At 39.1% G+C, this 17,175-nt stretch carries 17 protein-coding genes; 8 read left to right on the top strand and 9 right to left on the bottom strand.

All coding sequences use genetic code 11. From position 1 onward, the window contains the following. Positions 1–164: 164 nt before the first annotated feature. Positions 165–875 carry a hypothetical protein gene (locus tag V7266_RS06840; RefSeq protein ID WP_335466934.1) on the bottom strand — a complete coding sequence of 237 codons (711 nt, stop codon included), beginning with the start codon at positions 873–875 and terminating at the stop codon, positions 165–167. Positions 876–1,181: 306 nt separating this feature from the next. Here V7266_RS06840 and V7266_RS06835 point away from each other — a divergent pair, with 306 nt between their 5' ends. The 7 genes from V7266_RS06835 to V7266_RS06805 all read left to right on the top strand — a co-directional run bounded on the left by V7266_RS06835 (position 1,182) and on the right by V7266_RS06805 (position 7,910). Next, complete coding sequence (locus V7266_RS06835; RefSeq protein WP_335466932.1) at positions 1,182–1,931, top strand: DeoR/GlpR family DNA-binding transcription regulator; 750 nt, start codon at positions 1,182–1,184, stop codon at positions 1,929–1,931. Continuing rightward, positions 1,928–2,845 carry a 1-phosphofructokinase gene (pfkB, locus tag V7266_RS06830; protein ID WP_335466930.1) on the top strand — a complete coding sequence of 306 codons (918 nt, stop codon included), beginning with the start codon at positions 1,928–1,930 and terminating at the stop codon, positions 2,843–2,845. The genes V7266_RS06835 and pfkB overlap by 4 nt, the downstream gene beginning before the upstream one ends. Before the next feature lie 12 nt (positions 2,846–2,857). Then, positions 2,858–4,732 carry a PTS fructose transporter subunit IIABC gene (locus tag V7266_RS06825; RefSeq protein ID WP_335466929.1) on the top strand — a complete coding sequence of 625 codons (1,875 nt, stop codon included), beginning with the start codon at positions 2,858–2,860 and terminating at the stop codon, positions 4,730–4,732. A gap of 153 nt (positions 4,733–4,885) precedes the next feature. After that, complete coding sequence (locus V7266_RS06820; protein ID WP_335466927.1) at positions 4,886–5,608, top strand: ABC transporter ATP-binding protein; 723 nt, start codon at positions 4,886–4,888, stop codon at positions 5,606–5,608. Next, entirely contained in the window at positions 5,605–6,711 is a 1,107-nt protein-coding gene (locus V7266_RS06815; protein ID WP_335466926.1) for an ABC transporter permease, read from the top strand. The genes V7266_RS06820 and V7266_RS06815 overlap by 4 nt, the downstream gene beginning before the upstream one ends. 11 nt (positions 6,712–6,722) lie before the next feature. Beyond that, positions 6,723–7,373: a TetR/AcrR family transcriptional regulator gene (locus V7266_RS06810; RefSeq protein ID WP_335466925.1), complete on the top strand. Its 651-nt coding sequence runs from the start codon at positions 6,723–6,725 to the stop codon at positions 7,371–7,373. Positions 7,374–7,430: 57 nt separating this feature from the next. Beyond that, positions 7,431–7,910 (top strand): GyrI-like domain-containing protein, encoded by a 480-nt coding sequence (locus V7266_RS06805; RefSeq protein ID WP_335466923.1) that lies wholly within the window; start codon positions 7,431–7,433, stop codon positions 7,908–7,910. 133 nt (positions 7,911–8,043) lie between these two features. Here the strand turns inward: V7266_RS06805 and V7266_RS06800 are convergent, their stop codons facing one another. From V7266_RS06800 to V7266_RS06765, 8 genes are all read right to left on the bottom strand, one after another. Beyond that, positions 8,044–9,015: a hypothetical protein gene (locus tag V7266_RS06800; protein ID WP_335466922.1), complete on the bottom strand. Its 972-nt coding sequence runs from the start codon at positions 9,013–9,015 to the stop codon at positions 8,044–8,046. Positions 9,016–9,062: 47 nt separating this feature from the next. Further along, positions 9,063–9,662 carry a VanZ family protein gene (locus V7266_RS06795; RefSeq protein WP_335466920.1) on the bottom strand — a complete coding sequence of 200 codons (600 nt, stop codon included), beginning with the start codon at positions 9,660–9,662 and terminating at the stop codon, positions 9,063–9,065. Between the two features lie 754 nt (positions 9,663–10,416). Beyond that, positions 10,417–11,253, bottom strand: a complete 837-nt coding sequence (locus V7266_RS06790) for an aldo/keto reductase (protein WP_335466965.1) — start codon at positions 11,251–11,253, stop codon at positions 10,417–10,419. A gap of 20 nt (positions 11,254–11,273) precedes the next feature. Then, the gene (locus tag V7266_RS06785; protein ID WP_335466918.1) at positions 11,274–11,924 is read right to left on the bottom strand and encodes a bifunctional 4-hydroxy-2-oxoglutarate aldolase/2-dehydro-3-deoxy-phosphogluconate aldolase; all 651 of its coding nucleotides are present in this window, start codon (positions 11,922–11,924) and stop codon (positions 11,274–11,276) included. A gap of 177 nt (positions 11,925–12,101) precedes the next feature. Further along, positions 12,102–12,257: a hypothetical protein gene (locus V7266_RS06780; protein ID WP_335466916.1), complete on the bottom strand. Its 156-nt coding sequence runs from the start codon at positions 12,255–12,257 to the stop codon at positions 12,102–12,104. A 1-nt stretch (position 12,258) separates the two neighbouring features. Next, positions 12,259–13,506, bottom strand: coding sequence for a Ger(x)C family spore germination protein (locus tag V7266_RS06775; RefSeq protein ID WP_335466915.1), 1,248 nt, complete (start codon positions 13,504–13,506; stop codon positions 12,259–12,261). Further along, on the bottom strand, positions 13,481–14,587 hold the full coding sequence (locus tag V7266_RS06770) for a GerAB/ArcD/ProY family transporter (RefSeq protein ID WP_335466914.1): 1,107 nt from the start codon (positions 14,585–14,587) through the stop codon (positions 13,481–13,483). The genes V7266_RS06775 and V7266_RS06770 overlap by 26 nt, the downstream gene beginning before the upstream one ends. A gap of 6 nt (positions 14,588–14,593) precedes the next feature. Then, complete coding sequence (locus V7266_RS06765; protein ID WP_335466913.1) at positions 14,594–16,135, bottom strand: spore germination protein; 1,542 nt, start codon at positions 16,133–16,135, stop codon at positions 14,594–14,596. Positions 16,136–16,278: 143 nt separating this feature from the next. Here V7266_RS06765 and V7266_RS06760 point away from each other — a divergent pair, with 143 nt between their 5' ends. Continuing rightward, positions 16,279–16,848: an HAD hydrolase-like protein gene (locus V7266_RS06760; RefSeq protein WP_335466911.1), complete on the top strand. Its 570-nt coding sequence runs from the start codon at positions 16,279–16,281 to the stop codon at positions 16,846–16,848. Positions 16,849–17,175 lie beyond the last annotated feature (327 nt).

Genomic DNA, 17,175 nt, shown 5'->3' with positions numbered 1-17,175 from the left:
ATGAAAGACACTTCCCTTCACTTTTAACCAAATAATGTCCTTCATATCCATGGTGAAGGACATTCCCCCTACTCCCGACTTATTTTTGTCTTTCACAACCATCAAGCAGTCCACAAAAAAAACACAAGCAATACAAATCACTTGTGTAAAACCAAATCCCATATTTACTCTTTATCCTCCGCTGGAGCAGCACCAACCAAATCTCTGAATGATTTCCTCCATACCAAATACCCGTACTCCATTGTCGACAACGCAAGCCCCGTCCAGGCAGATAAATACGAACTCGGATAAAACTCATATGTACCCTGTTGAATAGGCTCGTCCACTCTCTCCCTCTCAGCCCGGTCAGCTGCAATCCTATCAACTGCAGGATTTCCCTCCGTACTCAAGGACGCAGCAACTGCCGCTTCAACATCCTCCTTAACTCCAGCATCAGCTTCCTGAAAAGCAGCCTCTTCTATATCAACCACCTCATCAGCAGGCAAAGTCTCCTCCAGAACCATTTTTTCAGCGGTTTCAGCCGGCTTGAAATCTCCCTGGTCTGCGCCTTCAATCTCCGGAAGAAGTGCCTTAACTTCACCTCCAGACATCGACTTAATAGCCTCCGTTATCACCTTTCCTATCTCTTCTTTAGATAAAACCTTTATGGAGATCCACCCGCGTGGGTCCACCTGAAAACCGTGCTCCTTAATGGTTTCCTCTGTCATATACTTTCCAATCACGTAGCCATTCCCACTTGAATGCAATTGGGTCGCCAAAACTTGGCCCTTTTGAACACTTTCAGGATAAACAAAGCTCACCTTTCCATTACCGTTCTGCTTTTCCTTCAACTTAAATGATTGAAAAATAGCCTTTTTTTCCTCAAAAGATAACACTCCAATGACTCCTTTCCAAAATACCTATGATTTTTTAACAAAAACAGGCAAAACTAGTAAAGAAACAGTCATCAAACCCCAAGCAAAATTTCCCAATACTTTATTTTATTATACCAGATTAATAACTGTGGAACCGTATTAATCATCATTTTTCTACAATAATATAGCCAAAAAACATGTCAGTCTTGTGAAAGTTTATGATTGGTAAAGAATGTTTATGATTGTTTTTGGTTGATTTTTATCTAAGAAATAAGTATGATAAATACATAAGTAAAGTATGAAAGCGTTTTTAGGAGGGCGGATACTATGTTAGAGCCTGAACGCCATCAAATTATTTTAGAAGCATTAAAAAAAACGAATACCGTTAAGCTGCAAGAACTAGTGGAACTCACAAATTCATCCGAGTCAACCATTCGCCGGGATCTTACTCAGCTAGAAGAAGGCAAATTTCTTAAGAGAGTGCATGGTGGGGCAGCCAGACTACAAGGAAAGCTGCAAGAACCCAGCATGTCAGAGAAATCATCCAAAAACCTTCAAGCTAAGCGTGAAATCGCTCGATATGCTAGAAGCTTAGTGGATGAAGGAGATTGTATTTATTTAGATGCAGGATCCACCATTTTTGAAATGATTCCTTTTCTTCCTAGTAATATTGTTGTAGTAACAAACGGATTAATGCACGCAAACGAGCTTCTCGACAGAAATATAAAAACATTTTTACTTGGAGGCTATATCAAGACGACCACCAAAGCCATGATTGGCCGCGGCGCACTTGAAAGTCTTGAACAGTATCGTTTTGATAAATGCTTTATGGGCGTAAATGGAATACACACCCAATTAGGTTATACAACTCCAGACCAAGAAGAGGCCATGATTAAACAGCAAGCTATTAATCTATCTCGTGAAGCTTATGTTTTAGCAGATGAGTCTAAATTCTCAGAAATTGCATTTGCCAAAATAGCTGACCTTCACGAAGCGACGATTCTAACAAATGAACTGGACCTAGATACAAAGGAACAGTATTCCAGTAAGACAAAAATAAAGGTGGTTACTTCATGATTTACACATTAACGCTAAATCCATCACTGGATTATTTTATAGAACTAGATCAGGTGACTTTAGGCGGATTAAACCGGACGAAAAAAGAAACCAAATTGCCTGGCGGTAAAGGGATTAACGTATCCCAAATCTTAAAAAGACTTGAAATGACGAACAAAGCCCTTGGATTTATTGGCGGTTTTACAGGCGATTATCTTGAAAACTACTTAAAGTCACTTGAAATTAACACTGATTTTGTCAAGGTTGATGGAGATACAAGAATCAATGTAAAAGTAAAGTCTGATTCAGAAACGGAATTCAATGCAGCAGGCCCAAACCTTACGAAGGAAAACTTCGAAGCATTGAAGCAAAAAATTTATGATCTAACAAACGAGGATACCCTTGTTTTAGCAGGAAGCATTCCTTCCACAATGCCAACAACAACATATGAACAACTAGCTGAGATTTGTAATGAAAAAGGCATTAGATTTGTCGTCGATGCCGAAGGAGACTTGCTAAAAAAGGTCATTCCTTTACAGCCATTCTTAATTAAACCTAACCATCATGAACTTGGTGACTTATTTAATACGAGCCTTACCACTTGTGAAGAAGTCATTCCTTATGCCAGAGAGCTGATCAAACAAGGTGCACAAAATGTGATTGTCTCACTTGCTGGGGAAGGTGCTGTCCTTATCAACAAGGAACAAGCCATCATCGCCACGGTTCCAAAAGGAGAAGTAAAAAGTTCAGTTGGTGCCGGGGATTCAATGGTAGCAGGTTTTCTAGCAACCTTTGAAAAAACAAAATCAATTGAAGAAGCCTTCCGCTTCAGCGTTGCCTCAGGAAGTGCAACTGCCTTTTCAATCGGCCTTTGTACACCTGAAAAAATTGAAAGTTTACTTCCGCAAGTAAAGCTCGAAACGAAATTATTCTAAAGGAGAATGTCTATGAAGATAACAGAGCTTTTAACCAAAAATACAATTCACCTAAACATAAAAGGCACACAAAAATTAGATGTTGTTGAAGAGCTGGTTACTGTATTAGATAATGCCGGTAAGCTAGCTGACAAAGCTGAATATAAAAAAGCAATTTTAGCAAGAGAAGAGCAAAGCACAACTGGTATCGGTGAGGGAATTGCCATTCCTCATGCAAAAACAAAAGCAGTTAAACAGGCTGCGATTGCTTTTGGCCGGTCAACTGGCGGCGTAAACTATGAATCTCTTGATGGCCAGCCTGCCCACCTTTTCTTTATGATTGCCGCAACTGAAGGCGCGAACAATACTCACTTAGAAGCACTGTCAAGATTATCTACGATTTTATTAAATGAGGATGTTCGCAAGCAGCTGCTTGCAGCAAACTCTGAAGATGAAGTATTAGATATCATCAACAAGCATGATCAAGAAGATGAAGAAGAAACACAGTCAATGACTGGGAAAAGTCAGTTTATTGTCGCAGTTACTGCGTGTCCTACTGGAATTGCCCACACATATATGGCAGCTGATTCTTTAAAAGCGAAAGCAAAGGAAATGGGTGTAGACATTAAAGTCGAAACCAATGGTTCCGGTGGAGCGAAAAATGTGCTGACAGCGGAAGAAATCGAAAACGCTGTGGCAGTTATTGTCGCTGCTGATAAAACAGTAGAAATGGCCCGTTTCAACGGCAAGCACGTGATTGAAACAGCGGTAGCGAACGGAATTCGCAAGCCGAAAGAATTAATTGAACAAGCTTTAAAGCAGGATTCACCGATTTATCATGGTAATGGTTCTGCTGCTGGCAATGATAGCAGTAAACAAGGCAGAGGTGTTGGTGCAACAATTTATAAGCACTTAATGAACGGTGTATCCAACATGCTTCCATTCGTTGTCGGCGGTGGTATCTTAATCGCCATCTGTTTCATGTTTGGCTTTAATGCATTCAAGCCAGATGATCCAACTTATAATCCGATCGCTGAAGCACTTATGACGATCGGCGGCGGCAATGCCTTTGCTCTAATGGTTCCTGTTCTTGCTGGTTTTATCGCCATGAGTATTGCGGACCGTCCTGGATTTGCAGCTGGTATGGTTGGCGGTATGCTTGCTAATGCCGGAGGCGCTGGTTTCCTTGGCGGACTTATCGCAGGTTTCCTTGCTGGTTATTTAGTAGTTGGTTTGAAGAAAGTATTAACTTTTATGCCAGCATCTCTCGAAGGTATTAAAACGATTTTATTATATCCATTATTAGGTATTGCTTTAACTGGTTTTATCATGTTATTTGTTGTCAATAAACCTGTCGGTGCTTTAAACCAAGGAATTTCTCACTGGTTGTCAAATCTTGGAACTGGAAATGCCGTTTTACTTGGAATTATCCTTGGTGCGATGATGTCCTTTGATATGGGAGGACCAATCAATAAGGCCGCATACGTATTCGGTACTGGATTGTTAGCAAATGGTGTATATGAGCCAATGGCTGCGATTATGGCCGCTGGTATGGTTCCGCCATTAGGAATTGCCATTGCAACAACTGTATTTAAAAAGAAATTCAGCCAGCAAGATCGTGAAGCTGGTAAAGTTAACTACATTATGGGACTATCTTTTATCACTGAGGGTGCGATTCCGTTTGCAGCAGCAGACCCGCTTCGCGTAATTCCTTCAGTAATGGCTGGTTCTGCTGTAGCAGGTGCATTATCAATGATGTTCCATATCGGCCTTCGCGCTCCTCACGGCGGAGTATTCGTAATGCCACTTGTTAGCGGCAACTGGTTATTGTATCTGTTATCAGTTGTAATTGGAGCAATTGTTTCAGCTGTCCTGCTTGGTATCTTGAAAAAGCCTGTAACAGAATAATCGATTCAAAGCACGATTTCCATTCGGGGAATCGTGCTTTTTTCATAACCATCAAATTATTGAACTTTTTCAAAACACAATTGACCTTATACTTTTAGCTGCTTTATAATAAAAGTGAGTAATCACTCATTTTTTCCCGAAGGGGGTTTATCAATGTCAGCATCTATCGTGTTGAGAGATGTTAGTAAAAGTTTTGGAAAAAAAGAAGTTTTGCATAATATCAATCTTTCGGTCGAGCCAGGTAAAATCTATGGTCTAATTGGGCCCTCTGGTTCTGGTAAAACAACGCTAGTAAAAATGATTGTCGGGATGGATCGGCCCACTAAAGGTGAAGTACAGGTATTAAATACAAAAGTCCCAAACCTAAGCCTATTGCAAAAAATTGGCTATATGGCTCAAGCCGATGCCCTCTACACTGACTTGACTGGTGAGGAAAATTTAGCTTTCTTTGCTTCTCTTTTTAAATTAAAAAATGGAGTGCAAAAAGAACGCATTGCCTACGCGGCCGATTTAGTCAATCTTACATCAGACTTGAAAAAGAAGGTTCAAGACTACTCAGGCGGTATGAAACGCAGGCTGTCTTTAGCTGTTGCCCTTATCCAAGACCCGCAAGTTCTTGTATTAGATGAACCAACAGTCGGAATCGACCCCGAACTGCGCCTATCAATTTGGGCTGAAATCAACCGTTTAAAGCAGGAAGGCAAAACCATATTAGTCACAACCCATGTAATGGACGAAGCGGAAAAATGTGATTATCTGGCCATGGTCCGGGATGGGGAAATTTTAACGAGCGGCTCGCCGCAGGAACTAAAAACACAATATGGCATAGCAACATTAGAAGAGGTATTTTTAAAGGCGGGGGGCGGAAAAAAATGAGGATTCTTGCTTTAGTTAAACGGATTATCCATCAAATGCTCCGTGATAAACGGGCGCTTGCCTTGATGATGGTGGCCCCCTTATTAATTCTTACCCTGCTCCATTACCTGCTGGGAAGCAATACAGTTGACCCGAAAATTGGTGTTATCGGAGCTGATGCCTCCCTTGTGAACCAATTAAAAAGCAAGGATATTATTGTAAAAAAATATAAGAATCATTCTAACTGGGATAAACTCATTAGTGAAGATGATTTAGATGCGATTCTTCAAGTACAAGATAATGATATCAATTTAAAGCTAGTAAATGACCAGCCTTCTGCAACTAAGGCCCTATTAATCAAGGTCCAACAGGCGGTCGCTGCAGAAAACGCAAAAAAACAATCGGCCAAAATGACACAGTTCATTCAAGAGATTCAGCGTAAGCTTCAAGGAGCACCATTAACGATCGAACAGGCTAAGGCTCCTAAAATCACAACGACCTACATTTATGGTGATAAAGATACCACTTTTTTTGATCAGTTAAGTCCTATCTTAGTCGGATTCTTTGTGTTCTTCTTTGTTTTTCTAATTTCGGGTATTGCTTTACTACGTGAACGGACAACAGGTACACTGGACCGTTTATTAGCCACACCCATTCATAGAAGGGATATTGTTTTTGGTTACCTAACAGGATACGGTCTATTTGCAGTCATCCAAACATTTATTGTTGTCGTTTATGCGGTCAAAGTGTTAGACATTATGCTTGTAGGTTCTTTTTGGAATGTGGTCATTATTAACCTGTGCCTGGCACTCGTTGCATTGTCCCTTGGAATCCTTTTATCGGCTTTTGCCAATTCCGAATTCCAAATGATGCAGTTTATTCCGATTGCCATTGTTCCACAGGTCTTTTTTGCAGGGATTTTCCCGTTCGAAGGTATGGCAGACTGGATGCAATGGATTGCTAAAATTATGCCCCTATATTATGGCGGTGATGCTTTAGTTGCTGTTATGTATAAAGGTTTAGGATTTAGCGATATTATCAAGGATCTCCTTGTCTTATTAGGATTCGCTCTTGTATTTATCATCCTAAATATAGTAGCTTTGAAGAAGTATCGAAAAATTTAAAGGAGTAAACCATGTTTGAACAAGAAGAAATGCTGATTCAGCAGCTGTTTGATGAGGAAAAATTAACCGAAAAGCAAAGGAAAATACTCCTTGCGGCGATTGAATCCTTTTCTGAAAAAGGGTATGCCTCCACTTCTACTAACGAAATTGCTAAAAAGGCCGGCGTAGCGGAAGGAACCATTTTCCGTCATTATAAAACCAAAAAGGATTTATTGATGGCAATCGTAACTCCCATAATGGCCAAGGTCGTCGGCCCCTATATCGTAAATGATTTTGATAAGGTCTTAAACCAGCAGTACGACCGTGTTGAGGATTTTCTCAGGGCAACGATTGAAAACCGCAGGGATGTCTTAAAGAAACTTCTTCCTGTTGTTAAAATTATGCTTCAGGAGATTCCCTTTCAACCTGAATTAAGAGAACAATTTATTGACTTGATTGCCAAGAACTTATTTGATCGTGTTTCACATATCATTGAAGGTTATCAGCAAAAAGGCCAAATTATTGAAATGCCGCCCGTTAGTGTTGCTCGCCTTGTAATTACAAGTGTAATGGGCTACTTATTTTCACGATATATTCTGTTCCCGGATGCCCCGTGGGATGATGAACTGGAAACAGAGCGTACAATACAATTCATCATGAATGGGTTAGGAAAGGGAAAATAAATTTTGATTGATTCCTCCCTAATTTTAAAGATATAGAATCTGATAGGAGCAGAACCAATGAATTATAAAATTGTGGAACGAGAAAGTTTTCAAGTGGTTGGAGTTAAGCGAGAGTTTTCCTGTGTAAATGGCGAAAATCTTCGGGAAATCCCTAAAATGTGGGATGACGTTCATGCCGATGGCACAAATAACTTGTTAATTGAACTGATTAATGGTGAAATCAACGGCGTTGTGGGTGTCTGTGTAGACAAACGTTCCCAGCAGCCCGGATTAATGGATTATTGGATTGCAGCTGAATATGAAGGTCCCCAGCCGGAAGGTTTAGAGATCCTTACTATTCCTGCCGCCAAGTGGGGTGTATTTGAAGTTCACGGGGCAATGCCAGACTCCATGCAAAATGCTTGGAAACAGATATACTCAGAATGGTTTCCGTCTAGCCATTTTGAGCATGCAGCCGGTCCTGAGTTAGAAGTATATTCGGACGGCGACCCATGGAACCCGGATTATTACTCTGAAATATGGATACCGCTAAAATAATACAAACTAGAAAAGCGATGCCGGTTGGGCATCGCTTTTCCTATTATAATTGTTCGTTACGTTCCAATCTGCGCTGCTGCTTATGAAGAAATAGAATGATAAGTAAATATCTTCCACTAAAAAATCTTTAAACTTAGGATGAACAACCACTGCCACAGCTTGAGCAGCTTGAACCAGAACAACTTGAATGCCCGCTGCCCCCATCACTGCAATCGCCCGATTGGTCAGAAGAGGCGGTTCCGCAAAAAACGGCGGTTGTGCAGCCGCTTGTAAAATGGCCGGGATTCGCAAAAGCATACATCTTGGCGTATTTCCAGTACTCATCAAAATAGTAGTAAGAAAAAAAGATCATCACCATCGATAGCGAGGTCATTTCTCCATATGTTTTAAGTCTTGTAAACTTGCCTTTTTTATCGACATAATACATCTTTTCCGCTTCATTTAATTGTTTTTTCATCATAGCTATTAAGTATTCAATTAATTCCTTGTTATCCTCATTCACTCTAAAGTATTTTTCCTTTAAAGTTTCATAAGGACTCTCTTTAAATTCCCTTAGAATTTGAATATCCATAGGGTGGTTGAAAAAACTCCCCCATGATTTCCAGCTATATTTGGTAATTTGAAACAACTGGGAAAAAGTCCAATCAAAAAATGCTCGTTCTTGTGGTGCAGGCTTGGGATTGGTGTTTGGTGTATGATGAAGCATCTGTCCTAGAAACCGTTCAGAAAAGGATTGATATTTTTGTGTAAAAAGAATCATTGTATGCCAGACTTCATCGACCTCTTGGCTGAACATGGGAGTTGTCTTTAAAATATTGGATAATAAGAAGTAGCGTTTTAACTCAAAGAGCCGCCATTCAAATTCGTCCTCCGATCGTTTAGGATTCTCCTGAAGGAAGCGCTGCTTCACTTGTTGGATATAGTCATCCTCGAAGGCATTATTTAATTTATCGAAAAGTGGTTCGATAGGGGCATGGTCAAGGATGCCCAGCCGTGGTGGGATATTTTCCTTTGATAAAGTTGGCCTACTGCTCTTTACGAGTTTGGTAACACCTGCGGTTAGCCCGATTAATATAAGGCCTGTAATGACGATTCCACCTATCACTTAATCATCCTCCCCAGTCATTTTTTCGATTAAGGCCATAATCTCACTTAAACTTTATGATTTTGCACTTTTATAACCTTTTGAATATTAGGGCTCAAACCATAACCAATCCAGACACCAAGCATATTTAGAATGAAATCATCAATATCCATACTGCCACGCTTGGATAGATACTGCATGGTTTCAATTAGAATAATACTAACTGCAGGTATCAAAACTAATTGCCGCCAAGAGAGGCGTCTAGAAATCATAAGAGCTGTTACACCATAAGGAATGAATAAGAGGATATTCGCAGTAAGATTGTAAAAAGCAATCAGAAAATTACCATCTCCACTAAGAAATCCACCTATTGTATTAAAAGGGACATAATTTATTTGACTATACACCTGATTTGCTGGACGGAAAAATAACAGCACCAGTAATCCTATGCTATATAACCCCATCAATATTTTTAAAAGAGATTTTGAGATTTTGATCGTACCTTTTCGCACATAATAAACCAAAAATATAACAAAGGTTGTTAGGCACATCCATGTAACACATAGAACAAGAGGATGCAGATAGGGTAGAAGCCTAAACCATATCGGTATTAATAAAATATAGATAAGTTGTGAAATTCCTAGTGAAATCCATAACGATTTATTCATTTCTAATGTCTGCCTGCTTTCGAATTATTTCTCTAATGGAATCCAACGGTTTTTTTATCCTTTTTTCTATCATATCCGACTTACCTCTATTATTGGACTAATATATATATCTTTTTGTTTCATCAAGGCGAAAAAAATATTATCCACTTAACTATATGTTGGGCCTCATTATTTTAATGAGGCAGATCTTAATTCATCTCAACCCAAATTTTGTCCTTCACGTCCCTGATGAAGGACACTTCTCATCTGGCCTAAACACGTTTTGTCCTTCATAAGCCAAATGAAGGACAATTCTCATCGAGCCTATGCACGTTTTGTCCTTCATTAGCCAATTGAAGGACACTTTTCATCAGGTCTAAGCATGTTGTGTCCTTCATAAACCAATTGAAGGACACTTTTCATCTGGCCAAAGCACGTTTTGTCCTTCATTAGCCAATTGAAGGACACTTCTCATCGGGCCTATGCACGTTTTGTCCTTCATTAGCCAATTGAAGGACACTTTTCATCAGGTCTAAGCATGTTGTGTCCTTCATAAACCAATTGAAGGACACTTTTCCTCTGCCCAAAGCACGTTTTGTCCTTCATTAGCCAATTGAAGGACACTTTTCCTCTGCCCAAAGCACGTTTTGTCCTTCATTAGCCAAAATGAAGGACATTCTTCATTCACTTTAACCTCGTATTGTCCTTCAATCTCCTAAGGCAGCAAAAAAAGCACAAGCAATCTATAATCTGATTACTTGTGCCTTTGAACTTTTTAAAAACCAACCGTCATCTTATCTGGATGGGAACCAGCACGACTATCCTGATTTAATCCATCAATTCTATCCATTTCCTCTGGAGTTAACTCAAAATCAAAGACATCGGAATTCTCGATAATACGATGCTCTTTAATCGATTTTGGAATCGTCACCACTTCATTTTGAAGATCCCAGCGCAAGATGATTTGTGCTACCGATTTATTATAATTTTGTGCAATATCAACAAGCACTGGCTCATTAAGAAGCTGCCCTTGTTTTAAAGGCGACCAGGCTTCCAGCTGAATGCCTTCCTTTTTACAAAAAGCGTGAAGCTCCTTTTGTGTTAAATGAGGATGATACTCAACTTGGTTCACCATTGGTTTAATTTCAGCAGAACTAATTAAATCTTCTAAATGGTGGACTTGGAAGTTGCTTACGCCGATAGCGCGAACTCGCCCTTCTTTATATAGTTTTTCAAACGCTCTCCACGTATCTTTATATTTATCTTTTCCCGGCCAATGAATTAAATAAAGGTCCAGATAATCGAGGCCAAGCTTGGTAAGACTGGTTTCAAAAGCCTCTAGTGTGGATTCGTATCCTTGTTCAGAATTCCAAAGCTTTGTCGTAATAAACAACTCCGCGCGGGGAATGCCTGACTCTTTAATTGCTTGACCTACACCCTCTTCATTGCCGTAAATCGCAGCCGTGTCGATGCTGATGTAACCGTTCCGTAGAGCGGCTTTAACAGATTCAACAACTTCTTCGCCTTCTTTTACCTTAAACACGCCTAATCCCATCCATGGCATTTTCACGTCGTTATGTAAGGTGGTCGTATCTTTTAAATTAGCTGGCATCAACTTTTCCTCCCTAACAATCATTTTCCTCTAGCAGCTTGTACCTTTTGAATATACTGTTGTGCATATTCCGTAATTTTTTCATATTCCCCTGTTTTAGCAGGTGCAACTAAATTTCCTCCTACACCCACTGCAACGCAGCCATTCTTAATCCATTTATCAACATTCTCCAAATCAACACCGCCAGTAGGCATAATGTTAATTTGTGGAAGCGGTGCTTTGACAGCCTTAACAAAATCCGGACCAAAAGCACTTCCAGGGAACAGTTTCACGATGTCTACTCCCGCCTCTAATGCACGCTTCATTTCAGTAAGCGTCATGCAGCCTGGCATATAAGGAATTTGATAAAGATTACAAAGTGTTGCTGTTGCTTCATCAAATGCTGGGCTTACTACAAACTGGGCTCCCGCTAAAATCGCAATTCTAGCTGTTGCCACATCAAGAACAGTACCTGCACCAATCACAACATCAGGGTTTTCTTGATAAAGCGTTGCCAATTCTTTAATCACTTCATCCGCGCCTTGGACTGTAAAGGTAACCTCAATCCCTTGAATGCCCCCTCTCACGCAGGCTTCAGAGATGTTGACTGCCTCTTCCTTAGAATCAGCACGAACAACCGCGACTACTCCGCAATCTACAATTTTTGATAAAATATCGATTTTTTTAAGCACTCTATTCACCTCTTCTAATCTATTTTTTTGTAAATGAATGTACTTTCATAGTATAAACCATCTTTAAAGGTTAACGAAAGTTTCTACCTTCATTTCCTTTAGAAAAAAGGCATAAAAAGAACCCAGCCCAAAAGCTAGGTTCAACGTTGTTTTTCTGATTACAATTGTATCTATTAATCAGATAATGGAAAAAAAAGGGAGAACAATTAAGATTAGGCAAAGTGAAAAAACGGCAGCTGCGCTGAATTTCTGTTTCTGCTTCCATAGCGTCACACCAAAACCAACGGTATAGGCGATAATAATAAACAAAACAATATAGGTTAATAAATTCATTTTATCCTCCCACCTTTACCGGTTTTCTTGTTTGCTTTCCATAATCCATAATCTCTACTTCTGGTTTTACGATAATATCTGCCGTTAAAAATGAATTTCCCCAATCAAATTTTTCATACTCCTTAATAGTTAAAAAATGGGAACGTGCGTAAATTGGTAACGGATAGGGTACTCCCTTTAATTTTGTTTGTGATTTTCTTAACAATTTTTCATTCATTTCTTTTAAGTCGCTAATAACTTGTTTTCTTAGTATAAGTCTATTTTTTTCTGATGCGAAGGAAACCATGGAGGGATTTGTCATAATTACTATTTTCAAAGGGATGGTGATGGTTATTTTGGCTTTTCTCCCTTTAAGGTTCATTTTCACCTTATTATCTTGCCTTTTCAAGATTCTAACAGCGACTTGCTTCTCGTTGTCTGAAAAAGGATTAGGGATATCAATTATGATATCTTTAATGTTGGTGGTATCATCCAGTATATTTACTGTACGAGTTTCCTGGCCAGTGAGTTTATCAGACATTACACCATTTTTAAAGACGGCTGATCCAATGAATTGCGTATCGTCTAGTTCACCGCTTGCATTCACCTGACCGGGCAAATATTCATCCTCACTTCTGATCTTAGGACTCTTATTCTTTTTAGCAGTCGTATACATGGCCAAATAAAGGTCTGTTCCTCTTTCGAGCGTTTTAAAATAACGGAATAAGGTTGAATCTGGAATCATGCCATTTTCGATACCATGATCGATCATATATTGATAATATTTATGCGGTCTTGTTTCCATTTTAGGTTTATTTTCTACAAAATAGTTACTTGCATTTTCTTTAGATACAGCTAAATAAGTATTCATACGAATTTCTTTATCTTTTTGAGTATCGGTAATCGTAGTAACGAAACTTTTTTCTTTTGCAAATTCCTCAGAAACAACAATAATTTTTAAAAATTCGTAAGTGATATTCCGAGAAACAATTGAATTGGCGGTTCCTTTGGCGGCAATAATGTCATTCACGTCAAATGTAATGATTTCACGAGGTTCTTCATTTGAACCCCCGCCTCCCTGCATACTGCCTACTTCTGGATTAGCAAGCAGCATGGTAACCTTGATTTTCCCTTTATGTTCGGACTTATCAAGACCTAATCCAATCACATAGGAGCGATCTTCAAGTTCTTCACGATCCCAACAACCTGTTAAAAGACTTATCATAACTAGAAATAACAGTCCTTTACATACTGCTCCTTTTTTTTGCATGTTTGAATTCTCCTCTTAATTTGGCAGTTATCCACAGCATAACCGAAATGGTTATAAACACTGGCCCGGCAGCACTCGAAGTGAACATTTTAATTTGACTGACCACTATCGTGGATTCGGGAATGCTTCCAATTAATAAGTAAATCACGGCTAAGGCTGGAATGATGTAGTCAAACTCTTTAATTTTAAAGAGAAGGCCGAACATCATCCCATTGATATATAAAAATGCCGTAAATCGAATAAATGCCGACATGAGCCAAATGATAAAAAAGAGTATTTCCACATTGGGAAGATAGCTTCCTAATGATATAAATCGGATTAGTGTATGGAAAGGATAACCAATTGTTCCTAATGAAGTATCAAACATACAGAGATAAGTCAGAACTATTAGTGTAATTTGAACAGTGATAAAGATAAAAGCCAGCCAAGTGCCCTTCCGAAAATCTCTTCCCGAACTAACAAAAGGAATGAATATAGTAAAGAGAAAAAAATCGATAAAAAGAGATAGTCCAAGGTAACTATCTTTTAATATTTTTAATGGGCCCGGTCCTAAAATGGGGAAAATTGCTCGAATGGTGCCACTCTGGGTGCTAAGTAACAAGGCAATGTATAAGGCAACAACCGTATAAAAAATAACCAGATAGGACACTGATCCAATATGTTGAATTCCTTTTTTGGCACCATATGCACAAATGGTCATTAACATCGCAAAAAGCACCAATATCGGTGTTGTGGGAAAATAATATGTCCAAATAATATTGGTATAGGATCTTGAATCAAACGATATTCCCATTGAACAAAGAAGGAAAATTAGCAGGCAAACGAAAAAACCAATGGATTTTCCAAATAATTTTCGAATGACCGAAAATAAATCCTTGCCTGGGTACAATGAAAGAGTTTTTAATAATAAATGTAATGGAATAACAAAAATAACTGCTGCAAGAATAGGAATCATCCATAAGGCATTTTGCACTGCCTTGTACAGAATAGTCGGGGTATCTTCGGTTCCCTTAGCCCCCACCATTAAAATAGCCATGGATACATATTCACGAATACCAAGTTTTCTAGGCTGCTGATCCATAAACTTTTATCCCTTTCTTTGTCTGATCATATCCTTTGGTTTTAAATATCCGGGACGAAGCCTTTCTTTAAACGGAACATGCCGGATAATTAAGTCTTTGGAAGAAACATTTCGCGGTGTCATCGGTGCGAAGTATGGAATACCAAAGGATTTTAGTGAAACTAGATAAAACAGTCCCACTATAAAAAATGACGTTGCCCCATAGATTCCCATTGCTCCTGCTGTAAAAATGAATAAAAAACGGCTGATGCGGATAGCAAAGTTTAGACTAGTATCACTGATGATGAATGAACTCAAGCCGCTTAAGGCAATGACAATAATAACAATCGGACTTATGACATTAGCCTGTACGGCTGCTTGCCCTAAAATTAACGCACCAACAATGCCGATGGTAGGCCCAATGGGAGAAGGTACACGCAGCCCCGCTTCTCTAATAAGTTCAAAGGCTATCTCCATCATTAATATTTCGATAATGGATGGAAAAGGAACACGCTCTCTCGTCCCTGCTATCGCCATTAATAAATCCGGCGGAATCATTCCAACATGATAATTGGTAATCGCAATATAAAAGGCAGAGGAAAAGGCAGCAACAAACATGGCCATAAACCGCAAAATACGTATGAAATTACCATAAGGCGTTCTTAAATAATGATCTTCCGGTGAATGAATCATTGCCCAAAAAGTGGCCGGGAGAACCAAACAGCTTGGGGAGTTCGACATCAATAAGATGATATGCCCCTCTTCAATGAAGGACGCTGCCCGGTCAGGACGTTCAGTATACAATATGGTTGGAAATAGAGATCTCGGACGCTCCTCAAGATATTGTTCCAAAATGCTCAAATCGAGGATCTTATCCGTGTCAAGTGCTTTTAATTTTTCCTTTATGTCTTTGAGCAGCTCCTCATTCGCTAAATCTTTATGATAAACTAGAAAGACATCATTCCTTGATCGTTTGGAAACAACCTGCGATTCCACAATTAGATTTTCATTTTTAATCTTTTTTCGGATTAAAGAGATATTATCGATGACTTTTTCATTAAAGGCCTCCTTAGCCCCTTTGACAATAACCTCATTATCCGACTTTTCTATTCCCCTGCCTCGTGTTTTGGTTGTTTCAAATAAATAGCACTGCTTATCTCCTTCAATAAAAAGAGCCGTAATACCTCCCGTAATAAACTCAGTAATTTCACCTACATTGGTCGCTGTCTTTAGAATGGGGTACGAGGTTATATCCTGTATCTCTCTAGAAGTCTGATCGCTATTAAGTAATTTCTCGAGGATGCCTTCCTGAATATTTTGGATATCCACCATTGTACTTAAATAGATCATAAAGGCACGCCGGTCCAATGCCCTGATCCTAAGCTCACGAATCTTTACATCGACGTTTTTAGGATAACTAAAAATTGTTTTAAACGTGTCCAAATTATGCTCATAATTCTTGCTAATATCGCTGTTCTTTATGTCAATTTCCCTTTGATTTGATTTTTCACTAAAATGTGGTTCAGCGCTGAAAGTTTTTAAGAGCGTCTTTAAGATCGTTTTCTTCATTCCGAACCACCTTCCATTTTTAACTAGTTTTCCAACTTTAAGTTTCTTTATGTATGAAAGGAAAGGTTTGGAATAATTGAATATAGTCTGATTTTTCTATAGGATAAGGAAAGTGAAAACTTTCTAGAAATGAGGAATGAAGGATGAATATACTCTGGGATTTTGATGGCACCCTTTTTGATACCTATCCTGCACTGGTGGAGGGTTTCGTAAGTTTAAGTCAAAGAAACTTGGATCGTGCCGAGGTATTAAGGTGGCTTAAGAAAGATTCAAAAACGGCCTTTAAACATTATGGAATCTCTGAAGAACTGCGGGGCGAATATCAGCGGTTATATAATATGCACTCTGTAAATAGCCTGCCTTTTGATGACGTTGAGAAGGTATTGGCCGCGGTCGATCAAAATATTATTGTGACGCATCGTGAAAAGGAATCAACCTTGATGCTGCTTGAGAAATTTGATTTATTAAAATATTTCCAAGAAGTGGTTTCTGTTGAAGAACAAGGGTTTACCCGGAAGCCGCATACTGCTTCCTATGAATATGTTTTAAAAACGCGTCACATCGATTTGGTTGTAGGAGACCGGGATTTAGATTTAATACCAGCACGAGGATTAAACATTAAGACGGTTGCTTTTCAGAATCCAAATATCGATGCTGATTTTCATATTGATCATTATGCTGATTTTAATTCTAAGGTCCTTCAACATCTATAGAGTTTATGGTTGATAATCAACTTCCAAATGTCTTTTATCTTGGCAATGAAGGACAGCATCTGGCTGTTCAACTTCTGAAGTGTCCTTCATCCTTGCTATGAAGGACAGTATCTGACTAACCAACTTCTGAAATGTCCTTCATTCTGGCTATGAAGGACAGTATCTGGCTGTTCAACTCCAAAGTGTCCTTCATCCTGCCTATGAAGGACAGTATCTGACTAACCAACTTCTGAAATGTCCTTCATCCTGCCTATGAAGGACAGTATCTGACTAACCAACTTCTGAAGTGTCCTTTATCCTGTCTATGAAGGACACTATCCAACTAAC

Source organism: Neobacillus drentensis (genome assembly GCF_036965645.1).
In the GTDB taxonomy this organism is placed as follows: Bacteria; Bacillota; Bacilli; order Bacillales; family Cytobacillaceae; genus Neobacillus; species Neobacillus drentensis_D.
This window is presented reverse-complemented; position numbering and strand designations above follow the sequence as displayed.

What these genes read in the sequence shown, in the direction of transcription:
- V7266_RS06790 (WP_335466965.1), bottom strand. Translation starts at nt 11,253, where the DNA reads ATGCCAGCTAATTTAAAAGATACGACCACCTTACATAACGACGTGAAA.
- V7266_RS06835 (WP_335466932.1), top strand. Translation starts at nt 1,182, where the DNA reads ATGTTAGAGCCTGAACGCCATCAAATTATTTTAGAAGCATTAAAAAAA.
- V7266_RS06815 (WP_335466926.1), top strand. Translation starts at nt 5,605, where the DNA reads ATGAGGATTCTTGCTTTAGTTAAACGGATTATCCATCAAATGCTCCGT.
- V7266_RS06810 (WP_335466925.1), top strand. Translation starts at nt 6,723, where the DNA reads ATGTTTGAACAAGAAGAAATGCTGATTCAGCAGCTGTTTGATGAGGAA.
- V7266_RS06825 (WP_335466929.1), top strand. Translation starts at nt 2,858, where the DNA reads ATGAAGATAACAGAGCTTTTAACCAAAAATACAATTCACCTAAACATA.
- V7266_RS06760 (WP_335466911.1), top strand. Translation starts at nt 16,279, where the DNA reads ATGAATATACTCTGGGATTTTGATGGCACCCTTTTTGATACCTATCCT.
- V7266_RS06780 (WP_335466916.1), bottom strand. Translation starts at nt 12,257, where the DNA reads ATGAATTTATTAACCTATATTGTTTTGTTTATTATTATCGCCTATACC.
- V7266_RS06805 (WP_335466923.1), top strand. Translation starts at nt 7,431, where the DNA reads ATGAATTATAAAATTGTGGAACGAGAAAGTTTTCAAGTGGTTGGAGTT.
- pfkB (WP_335466930.1), top strand. Translation starts at nt 1,928, where the DNA reads ATGATTTACACATTAACGCTAAATCCATCACTGGATTATTTTATAGAA.
- V7266_RS06770 (WP_335466914.1), bottom strand. Translation starts at nt 14,587, where the DNA reads ATGGATCAGCAGCCTAGAAAACTTGGTATTCGTGAATATGTATCCATG.
- V7266_RS06820 (WP_335466927.1), top strand. Translation starts at nt 4,886, where the DNA reads ATGTCAGCATCTATCGTGTTGAGAGATGTTAGTAAAAGTTTTGGAAAA.
- V7266_RS06765 (WP_335466913.1), bottom strand. Translation starts at nt 16,135, where the DNA reads ATGAAGAAAACGATCTTAAAGACGCTCTTAAAAACTTTCAGCGCTGAA.
- V7266_RS06795 (WP_335466920.1), bottom strand. Translation starts at nt 9,662, where the DNA reads ATGAATAAATCGTTATGGATTTCACTAGGAATTTCACAACTTATCTAT.
- V7266_RS06775 (WP_335466915.1), bottom strand. Translation starts at nt 13,506, where the DNA reads ATGCAAAAAAAAGGAGCAGTATGTAAAGGACTGTTATTTCTAGTTATG.